The 10726-nt window shown below is 59.6% G+C and carries 10 protein-coding genes; 5 read left to right on the top strand and 5 right to left on the bottom strand.

Annotated features, from left to right (window positions below; genetic code table 11):
• Positions 1 to 180: 180 nt before the first annotated feature.
• Positions 181 to 1098, top strand: coding sequence for a spermidine synthase (locus L6963_RS08235; protein WP_237207373.1), 918 nt, complete (start codon positions 181 to 183; stop codon positions 1096 to 1098).
• A gap of 85 nt (positions 1099 to 1183) precedes the next feature.
• Here L6963_RS08235 and L6963_RS08230 read toward each other — a convergent pair whose 3' ends face one another.
• Both L6963_RS08230 and L6963_RS08225 read right to left on the bottom strand, forming a co-directional pair.
• On the bottom strand, positions 1184 to 1606 hold the full coding sequence (locus L6963_RS08230; protein WP_237207372.1) for a YchJ family protein: 423 nt from the start codon (positions 1604 to 1606) through the stop codon (positions 1184 to 1186).
• Positions 1607 to 1739: 133 nt separating this feature from the next.
• Positions 1740 to 3218, bottom strand: a complete 1479-nt coding sequence (locus tag L6963_RS08225; protein WP_237207371.1) for an NCS2 family permease — start codon at positions 3216 to 3218, stop codon at positions 1740 to 1742.
• Between the two features lie 218 nt (positions 3219 to 3436).
• On the opposite strand from L6963_RS08225, the gene L6963_RS08220 reads away from it, so the two are divergent.
• From L6963_RS08220 to L6963_RS08205, 4 genes are all read left to right on the top strand, one after another.
• A complete protein-coding gene (locus L6963_RS08220; protein WP_237196211.1) occupies positions 3437 to 3784 on the top strand; it encodes a DUF2218 domain-containing protein in 348 nt (115 codons plus the stop codon).
• 65 nt (positions 3785 to 3849) lie between these two features.
• The gene (locus L6963_RS08215; protein WP_237196214.1) at positions 3850 to 4158 is read left to right on the top strand and encodes a DUF6457 domain-containing protein; all 309 of its coding nucleotides are present in this window, start codon (positions 3850 to 3852) and stop codon (positions 4156 to 4158) included.
• Positions 4145 to 5026, top strand: a complete 882-nt coding sequence (gene fdhD / locus L6963_RS08210; protein ID WP_237207370.1) for a formate dehydrogenase accessory sulfurtransferase FdhD — start codon at positions 4145 to 4147, stop codon at positions 5024 to 5026. The genes L6963_RS08215 and fdhD overlap by 14 nt, the downstream gene beginning before the upstream one ends.
• Before the next feature lie 30 nt (positions 5027 to 5056).
• Positions 5057 to 7354: an FdhF/YdeP family oxidoreductase gene (locus tag L6963_RS08205; RefSeq protein WP_237207369.1), complete on the top strand. Its 2298-nt coding sequence runs from the start codon at positions 5057 to 5059 to the stop codon at positions 7352 to 7354.
• Between the two features lie 107 nt (positions 7355 to 7461).
• Here the strand turns inward: L6963_RS08205 and L6963_RS08200 are convergent, their stop codons facing one another.
• The 3 genes from L6963_RS08200 to L6963_RS08190 all read right to left on the bottom strand — a co-directional run bounded on the left by L6963_RS08200 (position 7462) and on the right by L6963_RS08190 (position 10162).
• Positions 7462 to 8679: an ATP-binding protein gene (locus L6963_RS08200; protein WP_237205222.1), complete on the bottom strand. Its 1218-nt coding sequence runs from the start codon at positions 8677 to 8679 to the stop codon at positions 7462 to 7464.
• Between the two features lie 79 nt (positions 8680 to 8758).
• The gene (locus L6963_RS08195; protein ID WP_237207368.1) at positions 8759 to 9409 is read right to left on the bottom strand and encodes a response regulator transcription factor; all 651 of its coding nucleotides are present in this window, start codon (positions 9407 to 9409) and stop codon (positions 8759 to 8761) included.
• A 12-nt stretch (positions 9410 to 9421) separates the two neighbouring features.
• Entirely contained in the window at positions 9422 to 10162 is a 741-nt protein-coding gene (locus tag L6963_RS08190; RefSeq protein ID WP_237207367.1) for a sensor histidine kinase, read from the bottom strand.
• Positions 10163 to 10726 lie beyond the last annotated feature (564 nt).

The following is a 10726-nucleotide window of genomic DNA, read 5'->3' as shown; positions in this document are numbered from 1 at the left end:
TGTTTTCATAGAGGGCCACAGCATCACGTTTGAACTGTTCGGAGTACCTAGGCATGGTGGTAGATTACCTTTCTTCCCAACCCAACCGGGCTGGATATCAGGTGTCCACCAAACAGGGGTCAGGTCCCCTCTCACTCTAGCAAGCCCTCCAGCACCCGCCCCACCCACTAGGCTAGAGGGGTGGCAAAACGCAGACGAACCCCCAAAAAACAGGTAGAAACCCCCGAAGCCCTCGTTGAAGGCACCTACCCCATCGACACCGGCATCGCCGAACTCATCGAAGACGACTACACCCCCGGCGGCTGGGTACTCGAAATCAACGGCATGGAATCCTCCCACATCGTGCTGGGCCAGCCCCGCGAACTCGACTTCGAATACATGCGCTGGCTAGCGGCCGTCATCGAACCCTTCGTCGACACCCACCTCGACCCGGCCAAGCTCCGCATCACCCACCTGGGCGGCGGAGCCTGCTCCATGGCCCGCTACCTGGCCGACGTCTACCCGGCCTCCCACAACACCGTCGTCGAACTCGACGGCAAACTTGCCGCCTACGTGCGCGAATGGTTCGACCTGCCCAAGGCTCCCACCATCAAAATCAGGGTGGGTGAAGCCCGCGCCGTCACCGAAGGGCTCGCCCCGGCCTCGCGCGACGTCATCATCCGCGATGTCTTCGCCGGTTACATCACCCCGGAGCCTCTCACCACCCTCGAATTCACCCAGCTGGCCGAGCGCTCGCTAGCCCCAAACGGGCTCTACATTATCAACTGCGGCGACGACCGCTCCCTGGCCGGAGCCCGGGCCGAGGCAGCCGCTATCGCCCAGGTCTTTGAACACACCTGCATTGTGGCCGACCCGGCCATGCTCAAGGGACGGCGCAAGGGCAATGTCATTATCGCTGGCTCCCACGCGCCCCTGCCGGTAGCCGGTGACCTGGCCACCGCCGCCATCACTAAGCGACTATTGGGCGGCGGGGTGCCTGCCCAGTACAAGGACGACGCCTGGGTGCGCGACTTCGCCCGTTCGGCTACCCCGCGCCGCGACGCCCAGCCCGAAGCCGACCTGGCCCAGCTGGACGCCCAGCTTCGCGCTGGCCAATAAAATATCGCCCTATCCCTTCTCTCTTCACCCCGAGATAATCTCTAGGGTCGTGAGAAAAGGAATAGGGCGAAAATATTTGCCGGGGCTAGCTGACCTCACCGTCAACGTACAACCACACCCCGCCGTCCTTGGTGAAGCGGGAGACCTCGGTCTGCACTCCGCGCACCCGCTCGCCCTCGGGCGTCCCCGGCACTGACCGGTAGTAGGCGGCGAACTCTACGCCGCCAGCGCTGTCAAAGGGGCCGCCTGCCGTGCTGAGAATGTCGAGTCGGTACCAGCTCAGGCTGTCGTCGAGGTGCAAGGACGCCGGTCGCGTGCTCGGGTGCCAGGTAGCCAGTAGGTAGTCGGGCAGGCCCACCGCAAAGGCGGTGAAGCGGGAGCGCATCAGCGCCTCGGGAGTCGGTGCAGTTAGTTCGCCGGCCTGGGCAAATCGGGAGTGGTAGCGGCCGCAGCAGGCGCCATACACTTCGCCGGTGCCGCAGGGGCAGCGGGTATCGGGTTCAAGCATGCCTCTATTAAAACAGGTAGGCAGGCGGCCAACCCGTCCTCTTTAAAAGCAAATACCCCAGTTTTTGTGCAGGCACCTCGGGTAAAAACCGGGGTAACTGCGCCATAACTGGGGTACTTAGGAAAGGGGAGGGTTAGGCGTGCAGCCAGCCCTCAATCACGCCCATGCCGAAGAAGACCAGGAAGGCGGCTGAGACGATGTACATAATCGGGTGTACTTCCTTGCCGCGGCCCTGTACCAGGCGGATGAAGGTGAAAGCGACGAAGCCGGCACCGATACCGTCCGCGATGGAGTAGGTGAAGGGCATCATGATGATGGTGAGGAAGGCGGGAATGCCCAGGCCCCAGTCGGTCCAGTTGATGTGAACAGCCTGGCGGACCATCAGGAAGCCAACGACCACCAGGGCGGGGGCTACAGCCTCGAAGGGCACGATGGATACCAGCGGGGAGATGAAGACAGCCAGCAGGAAGAGGGCGCCGGTGACGATGTTGGCGAAGCCGGTGCGGGCGCCTTCACCGATGCCGGTGGCGGATTCCACGAAGATCTGGTGGGCTGAGGATGATGAGCCACCACCGAGCACGGAACCGGCGGCGTCAATCAGCAGGACGCGGTCGATGTTCTCGATCTTGCCGTCCTCATCGATGGTGCCAGCTTCAGAGGCCAGACCCACGGAGGTGCCCATGACGTCGAAGAAGACTGCCAGCAGGATAGCGAACATGAGCATGGTTGCGCCCAGGGCGCCCAGGGATGAACCGGAGAAGGCACCGACCATATCAACGGAGCCCAGCAGGGAGAGGTCGGGGTGGCCGATCCACTGGGTGGGGATGCCGGGGATCATGAGGGACCAGCCGGTGGCTGAGTCCATGGATGAGCCGGAGGGCCAGACCTTTTCCAGCACGATTGCCAGGATGGTTGAGGCAACCACACCGATCAGAATCGCACCGCGCACGTTGCGGATGAAGAGGGCGATGGTGAGGAAGAGGCCGAAGAGGAAGACGAAGATGGGCCAACCCTGCAGGTGGCCGCCGGCGCCGAAGGAGACGGGTACGGTGGTGCCTGCGGCATCGGGCATACGGCGGACGATACCCGCGTTGACCAGGCCAATCAGGGAGATGAAGAGGCCGATGCCCACGACAATGGCGGTCTTGAGCGATTCGGGGACGGCGTCGAAGACGGCGCGGCGGAAGCCGGTTAGTACCAGAATAGCCATGACAATACCGGCCCAGACGACCAGGCCCATAATCTGGGGCCAGGTCAGGTTGGGGGTGGTTGCGATGGTGGAGGCCAGCAGGGCGTTGACGCCCAGGCCCGCCGCCATGGCGAAGGGCTGCTTGGCCCAGAGGCCCATGATGATGGTCAGGACGCCCGCCACGAGCGCGGTTGCTGCAGCGACGCGCTCGACGCCGAGGGTGTTGCCTGTGCCGTCGGGGCCGAGGCCCAGGATGAGGGGGTTGAGCACCACGATGTAGGCCATGGCGAAGAAGGTCGCTAGACCGCCGCGGACTTCGGTGGAGAGGGTGGAGCCGCGTTCGGTGATTTTGAAGTAGCGGTCGATGGCGCTGGTGGGTGCTGAGGGTGCGGGTTTGTGAGCCGCGGTGTTCTCAGAAGACATTCGTGAAAATCCGTAGATACTCGTGTGGGTTTGTGTGGCCCAGAAATGAAAGTGCGCCGTCTTTGGTGCGGACGGCGCTGATGTACCTGTCTAGTGTACGCCCGTGTGCCGGTTTCTGGCGAGAGCGGCGGGTGTGACGCTGTGCAAGGGGAGGGCTTGGAAGTGGCTGCCCCTGAGGTAGTATTTTAGGTAAACCTAACTTATAAGAAAGGCTAACCGTGGATTCTGCCTCCTACCCCTCCATCGACACCCTGACCGCGCGCTCTCGTGCAGTGGTGGAAACCGACCGCCCCGCCCGCTATGCCAAGCAGTTGGCCAGCCACTTTGGGCACAAGATTCTGACTGAAGAGATTGAGGGTGGCCACCGCCTGACTTTCAACCGTGACGGCAATTTTGGTGGCTACGGCGATGTGCTGGTGCAGGAGGTTGACGGCGTTGAACGTCTTGTCCTGCTGACCTACGCGGAGAGCCCCGAGAAGCGCGAGCGCCTTGAGGGTGTGCTGGGCCGCCATCTGGAGCGTTTTGGTGAGAAGGACGGTCTTGCCGTCACTTTCGTAGCCCTCTAGGCTCTTGCGGTGTGCCGGTGTATGTTTGAAACTGAAATTTTTTCCCGCTGCACCGTTGGAGCGTTATGAGCCAGAGAGACCCTCGCGACCTTGAGGTTGCCCGCGATTTTCTTGCAGAGTTGGCCACCCGCCTGAATCTTGACCCTGCCCTGATGGAGCAGGCCATGCCCCACCTTCTGGGCATGACCAAGCATGTGGCGCACGGGGTGGTGCGCCCGGCAGCGCCCTTGGCTGCCTTCCTGGTGGGTTACGCGGCCGCGCAGGCAGAGAGCCAGGTGGACGACGGTCAGGCGGGGGAGCGCGTCCGCTCGGCTTTGGCGCAGGTGGAAACCCTCATCGACGAGTATAAAGAGCGGGCCGATGGGCAGGCTTAATCGCACCGCCCCGGCTACCCGGTACGTACTCAAAGACGACGGCACCTTTTCGGTAGACCGCCGGGCTGATGCCCTCACTGCCGAAGAGCCCCTCGAAATCAGGCTGGATGGCCAGACCGTCACCACCACCATGCGCACTCCGGGGCACGATATTGAGCTGGCCCACGGGTTCCTGCACGCCGAAGGGCTGATTAAAAGCGCCGCTGAGATTAGCACCGCCCGCTACTGCGCCGGGGCGACCGGGCCGGATGGCGCCAACACCTACAACGTGCTTGACCTGACTCGCGCAGTCCCTGAAGCTACGCACCCCAGCCCGCCGGGCGGCGTCCTACCCCTCTTTGAGAAGGCTGCACCCCTGCGCCTGACCGTGACCAACTCAGCCTGCGGGGTGTGTGGGTCGGCCTCGATTGACTCCATTATGGGCAAGGCGAGTCGCCCCATACCGCCCACCGCGCTCACCCCCGAGCAGGTGCTGGAACTGCCCTCCCGCCTGCGCGACCACCAGGTAATTTTCAAGAAAACCGGCGGTATTCACGCTGCCGCCGTCTTTGAGCCGTCCGGCGAACTGCTGGTAGCCCGCGAAGACATCGGCCGCCACAACGCCGTGGACAAGGTGGTGGGCCACCTGCTCATGAACGGTGGGCTAGAATCCCCCGCCCCCGGCCTACCGGGGCGGACGCTGGTGGTCAGCTCCCGGGCGTCCTTTGAGCTGGTACAGAAGGCAGTACTGGCCGGTTTCTCGGCGCTCGTGGCGGTTTCGGCCCCGTCCTCGCTAGCTGTGGATCTTGCCAAAGAATCGGGCCTCACCCTGGTAGCTTTTGCTCGAGAACGCCGTTTTAACCTCTACTCTGGCCAGTTGGCTCAGTAACCTGGCCTACAGCGCGCTACACTGGGGTGTATGAGCACGGTAAGCAAGCACGAAGACGTCCCTGTTGTCAGCCGCGTGAGCGAAGAAGCCACGGCCTTTGATAATCCCAAGATTGGCCACCGCACCAAGGTTGCGGCGGGCCCCGGTGGTGTGCTGCACGCTATGGCCCACGCGATTCCGGCGCGCGGTCTGCTCCCCCTGATTAATATGAACCAGCACGGCGGCGTCGACTGCCCCGGCTGCGCTTGGCCCGAACCCCACCAGAAAGACATGAACGTGGTGGAGTTCTGCGAAAACGGCGCCAAGGCGATCGCTGAGGAGACCACCCCCGAACGCGCGGGCGTCGATTTCTGGGCGCAGTACTCTGTGACCGAGCTGCGCGACAAGACCGATTTCTGGCTGGGCAAGCAGGGCCGCATCACCCAGCCCCTACTCTACGACCGCTCCAGCGGCGACGACCACTACCGCCCCGTCACCTGGGAGCGTGCCTTTGAACTGATTGCCGAGCAGCTCAAGAAAACCGACCCCACAAAGGCCGTTTTCTACACCTCGGGCCGCGCCTCCAACGAGGCCGCCTACGCCTTCCAGCTCCTGGCCCGCCGCCTGGGCTCCAACAACCTGCCCGACTGTGGCAACCTCTGCCACGAGTCCACCGGCGTCGCCCTCAAAGAGGTCGCCGGCCTGGGCAAGGGCTCAATCACCATGAGCGACCTCGAAACCACCGACCTGCTCATCTCGGTGGGGCAGAACCCCGGCACCAACCACCCGCGTTCGCTGACCAGCTTCAAGAAGATGAAGGAAAACGGCGGCAAGATGGTGGTGCTCAACCCCATGCCCGAAACCGGCCTGATGGCCTTCCGCGAACCCCAGTCGCCGGTGGGCATGATTGTGCCCGAGAAGCTGGCGGACGAGTACCTGCAGGTGCGGCTGGACGGCGACCGCGCCTTCTTCCAGCAGCTCAACAAAGAGCTGATTCGGCGCGACGCCATCGACCACGTTTTCATTGAGAAATTTACGGACGGCTTCGAGCAGCTGCGCGAGCACCTTTTGGGTCTGGACGACGCTGAGCTGGAACGCGGCTCTGGTATCTCGGCTGCCCAGGTGGCGCGGGTTGCCGACCTGGTAGAGGCTTCAGAAAACGCTATTGTTTCCTGGACTCTGGGCGTCACCCAGCACCGTGAATCGGTGGGTACCCTGCGGGAGATGATGAACTTCCTCTTCCTCACCGGCAACATGGGCAAGCCCGGGGCCGGTTCAGCCCCCTTCCGCGGCCACTCGAACGTGCAGGGCAACCGCACTGTGGGTATCTGGGAGAAGATGCCCGAGCCCTTCCTTGCGGCTCTTGAAGACTACTTCGGCTTCCCCGTCCCCCGCGAGCACGGCCTTGATACCGTGGACGCCCTGCGCCAGATGCGCGATGGGAAGAACCAGTTCTTCATGTCTCTGGGCGGTAACCTGGTGCGCGTTGCCTCAGATACCACCGCCTGCGAGAAGGCCATGAGCAGCCAGGAGATGACCGTCCATCTTTCGACCAAGCCCAACGGTTCGCATGCCTTCCCCGGCGAGAAGGCCCTGATTCTGCCCGTCCTGGCTCGTACCGACCGCGATGTGCAGGCGTCCGGCCCGCAGAAGATTACCGTGGAGAACTCCTTCGGCGTCGTCTCTGCTTCTATTGGCAAGCGCACCGCTAACGATGACCTCGACCTCAAGTCAGAGGTAGAGATTATTTGCTCGGTGGGCCGTGAAACCTTTGGTGATGATTTCTGGCAGCCTATGATCGACGATTACGGCGTGATTCGTGAGGCTATTGAGGGCACTATCCCCGGGTTTGAGCGCTACAACGAGCGGATTGAGAAGCCCGGTGGTTTCTACCTGCCGAATGGCCCGCGTGAGCGCGTCTTCAACACCGAAACCGGCAAGGCCCGGTTGACGGTCAATGAGACCAATGTGCTGGATGTCCCCGAGGGTCACCTGCTGCTGTCGACGGTGCGTTCGCATGACCAGTTCAATTCCACGATTTACGGGCTGGACGACCGCTACCGCGGTGTGCGCGGTGGCCGCCGCGTGGTCTTTATGCACCGGGACGACATTGCCGCCCTGGACCTTGAGGACGGCTCCCTGGTGGATATTGTGTCGGTCTGGGAGGACGGCGAGCGTCGGGCTCCTAATTTCCGCGTGGTGGAGTACGATCACGCCCGCGGCTGCTGCACCGTCTATCTGCCCGAGGGTAACGTGCTGGTTCCTCTGGACTCGGCGGCGAAGCGCTCGAACACTCCGGTGTATAAGTCGGTGCTGGTGCGCCTGGAATCGCTGGGGCGTAAGGCTTAACCGGCGGTAGCGGGCGGACGGCCGGGCCCCAGCCAGCCCAAGGTAATCGAAAGCTTCATCAGCGCGTTCTAAGAACATGCTGATGAAGCTTTTGATTACATTAGATACTAGAAGGATGAACCGGCTAAAAACTCAAATACATCTAGCCACTCAATATCACCTGTTGAAGGGGCGAATCTATCACCTGTGAGTAGGAGGCAACGCGCTCCGGGGGATAGTCGCTGAAAAGGGGCTAATTCTCGTGCTAGGGTTTGCTCAGATTCTGTTGTTAGGGCTACCTGAATATAGATTGTGCGCCCTTCTTTCTTGGCTAGAAAGTCTATTTCACCTTCGGGGACCTGCCCGGTGGTGACTTCAAAACCCCGGCGGAGAAGTTCTAGGTACACCATATTTTCGAGGTCTCGACCCCTGTTGTAATCCCGTGACCCTAGCAAAGAATTGCGTAGACCGGGGTCTACGAAGTACATTTTCCCGTTGGTCTTTAGCCACTGCTTCCCTTGGGTGTCGTACCGGCGGCAGCGGTAAAGTAAGTGCGCGTCGACCATTAACTGTAGGTATCGATCTACGAGCTCAGATGAAACATTCCTGCCGTGTGACTTGAGTTGTTTCACGATGGAGAGGGTTGAAAGTTCAGAGCCTGCGTTATCAAAAACGAAACGGGCTACTCGCAGAAAGGCTTCGGTATCACGTATCTGCCCGCGTAACGCTATGTCCCTGGTAAAGATTGAGTCAAAGAGACCGGTGTTGAGCTGTCGTACTACTTCTTCGTTGGTTGTTACAGCTGCTGCTGGGAAGGTACCCCATTTGATCCATTGTTGGTAGGCCTGAACTGCTCCTGTGAAGTGTATCCCTGAGTGTTCTCGGAAACGAGTAAATTCGGTCAATGACAGGGGGAGCATGGATATCTCGATATAGCGCCCTGCTAAATAGGTGATGGACTCAGAAATGAACATTGACGCGTTGGATCCGGTAACACAGATTTCAAGATTCTCGCGGCTACGCAGTGAGTTTACGACGCGAGCCCAGTCATTTAGTTCCTGAACTTCGTCGATGTGTAGAAACCGTACTTCGTGGTTTTCTATCGTTTCGAGAACATGTGCGTGGAAGATCTGCGGATCTCGCAGGTTGTCGTTGCTCATGTCTTCAAAATTGATAGATAGTATCTGGTGAGGGGCAACCCCGTGGCTTATGAGGTGTTCTCGATACATTCGAAGTAGGGCTGATTTGCCGCAGCGTCGTACGCCGGTAATGACCCGTACAAGAGCGGGGTCCGTGATGCTGGTTAACAGGTCAAGGTAGCGGTCGCGAGCAAGAAGCTGAGTCATAATTTCGAATATACCTGAAATTAAGTGAAATCTGCCCTGTAATTTCAGGTATACCTGAAATTACAGGGCAGATGAAGTTTTAGTCCAGCACCGGGAAGTTGTGATGCCCAGCGTGTACCAGGAGCTGGGTGCGGGTGGTGACGCCCATCTTTTTGTAGACCTGTGAGAGCGTGTTTTTGACGGTTGAGAGTGAGTAGTTCAGCTCTTCCGCGATTTCTTGGTTGGTGTGCCCCAGGCAGACGAGCTTGGTGATGGCCTGCTCTGTCTCGTTGAGTTCGCTCCAGGGGTCGCCCTGGGGTGGTTGGGTGAGGTTCATTGAGATAACCAGGCTGGCGAGGGCCCGCCGGTCGATGATGGCCCGCCCCTCAACCGCAGCTGTGACTGCTTGTTTGATTTCCTTGGCGCGGGAGTTTTTGAGGAGGTAGCCGTGGACGCCTGCGGCGAGGGCTTGGCTGACGTAGCTGTAGCTATCGAAGGTGGTGACGGCGATGATTTTAGTGTCTGGGTGGGTTGCCAGGATGTGTTTGCTAGCTTCTATGCCGTCCATGACGGGCATGTTGAGGTCCATGAGGAAGACCTCGGGGCGTAGGGTGTTGGCAATGGTGATGGCCTCTTGCCCGTTGCGTCCTGTGGCGATGAGGTTGAGGTCGGGGTCGTTTTTGATGTAGAGGCCCAGGAGCTCGTTGAAGTCGGGGTCGTCTTCGATGAGGGCTACGGTGGGTTGGTGCATGGTGGGTGCTTTCTAGGCGGTGGCGAGGGGCAGGTGGATGGTGAGGTTCCAGGTTGTGTCTGTTATTCCGTAGTGCATGGTTCCGCCGAGGGCGCGGATGCGCTCACCTATGCCGACGAGTCCGTAGCCGGTGCCCCGGGTGTGTTTTTTGGGGTTGCTGGGGGCGGTGGGGTTGGAGGTGATGACGGTGACGCCGGTGAGGTTGGGTTTGGCGGTGACGGTGATGGTGCACCCTGGTTGGGCGTATTTTTTGGCGTTGTGGCAGATTTCTTGGATGAGTTTGTGGAAGGTGGGGCGCACGCCGTCGGGTAGGTCGGCTTCGGTGATGGTGATGTTTTCGTGCAGGGTGAAGCCGTGGTCGGTGAGGTCTTTGCGGGCTTGGGCTAGGGTCTGGGTGAGGTTGATGGTGGGGGCGGACGTCTGGGGTAGGGCTGTGGGGTCGGTGTCTCCTCGGGTGGTGCGGATGAGCAGGCGCATGTCTGTGAGGGCTTTGTGGGTGTGTTCTTCGATGGTGTGCAGGGCGGTGTCTTTGCCGCTGGGGGTGATTGCATCGAGTCCTTGGCCGGTGGTGAGGCCGATGACGCTGATGTGCCGAGCTACGGTGTCGTGGAGTTCGCGGGCTAGGGCGCGGTTGGATTCAGCTACCTGTTCTTTGTAGTCGGCATATTCCTGAGCCAGGGTCTTTTTCTGCTCCCAGGAGATTCGTAGTGCTAGGGGAACAAAAAATAGAAGAACACAGAAGGATAATGACACGATGAGCCAGCTGAGAAAATTTTGATTTACAAACCCGCTGAAGAAAAATAAAAGTACGCTAACTCCTAATAAAATAAGCTGCCTTGAGCTAGCTAGAAAAACTGCTAGGGGAACCCCAAAAAATATTCCTAGGTAGAAGAAACTGTTATCGGGAATATGAGTATAAAAGGAACTAATTACAAGCCCAACGCAGAAAATATACGTGGTGAATATTTTCTTGGCATAGAAGGTGTAGAGCAGGAGCGTAAGGAGCAGCAGAGACACTAGGTTGTAGAAGCGGTCTGCTCCAGAAAGATAGGGTACCTGTAGAAAGTCACCAAGGGTTACCAGAACTGTAACGAAGAGTAGAGTAATGCGTAGTTTCCCTGTTGGCTTTATAGCAGGGAGGTTACGGGTGATTTCGAGGTAGTTCATATGGATTTCTATTTTTTACAGAGTCGTAGATGTTCCAAAAATTTTGGACAGCCGATAGCTAACTCTACTTCTGGGGTGGCAGAAGTGGGTGAGTGGTGGCCGTAAAGGTGATTTTGTGCAGGTAACGCTAGGGTAAGGGCAACTAACAGG

The sequence above is a fragment of the Rothia nasimurium genome (assembly GCF_928392795.1).
GTDB lineage: Bacteria > Actinomycetota > Actinomycetes > Actinomycetales > Micrococcaceae > Rothia > Rothia nasimurium_F.
The sequence above is the reverse complement of the archived record's forward strand: the minus strand, read 5'-3'. Positions and strand labels throughout refer to the sequence as shown.